The organism is Pandoraea sp. PE-S2R-1, from assembly GCF_002179865.1.
In the GTDB taxonomy this organism is placed as follows: domain Bacteria; phylum Pseudomonadota; class Gammaproteobacteria; order Burkholderiales; family Burkholderiaceae; genus Pandoraea.
In genome coordinates, this window is record NZ_NGUR01000053.1 from 1 (window position 1) to 498 (window position 498).

A 498-nucleotide genomic window follows, 5' to 3' on the forward strand; every position below is an offset into this window, starting at 1 on the left:
AGGGCCATGTTCATGGCTTGCGCCAGTTCGGCGCGGGTCACGAGGCCGGGTTCGCAATCGGCCAGAAACGACGGCGAATTGAGCGTGGCAAAGAGGGCGTTGGTTCGCGCTTCCCCAACCAGGGAAACCAGCAAGGACTGCACATTGGCATTGCGCATCGGATTGTCTCGCAGGGTGGGCGCCGTCTCGGGGCGGCGCCGCAGGGTGTCAGGGCACGGCTTGGGGCGCGTCACCCCATGCCTTCTTGCAGTGACTGCATTATTGGAACGGATGTCACGCCCGTAAAGCGAGATAAAATTGCCACTTGATGCGTTTTAGGAATTAACATGCGCAAATTCAAGACCCCGGGCACGGCGGCGCTGCTGGCCTTCGAGGCGGCCGCCCGGCACTGAGAGCTTTACCCACGCGGCGCGAGAGCTGTTCCTGACGGAAAGTGCCGTGTCGCGCCAGATCGCCACGCTGGAGACGCAGCTCGGCGTGCGTTTGTTCGTTCGTGCG

General features: G+C 62.7%; 2 pseudogenes. One reads left to right on the forward strand and one right to left on the reverse strand.

Annotated elements, in window-relative coordinates:
* Positions 1-158 (reverse strand): annotated as a pseudogene (locus CDV44_RS28545) (DUF1338 domain-containing protein); the annotation flags it as partial.
* A gap of 168 nt (positions 159-326) precedes the next feature.
* Between CDV44_RS28545 and CDV44_RS27000 the strand changes: the two are divergent.
* Positions 327-498: pseudogene (locus tag CDV44_RS27000) on the forward strand (LysR family transcriptional regulator); the annotation flags it as partial.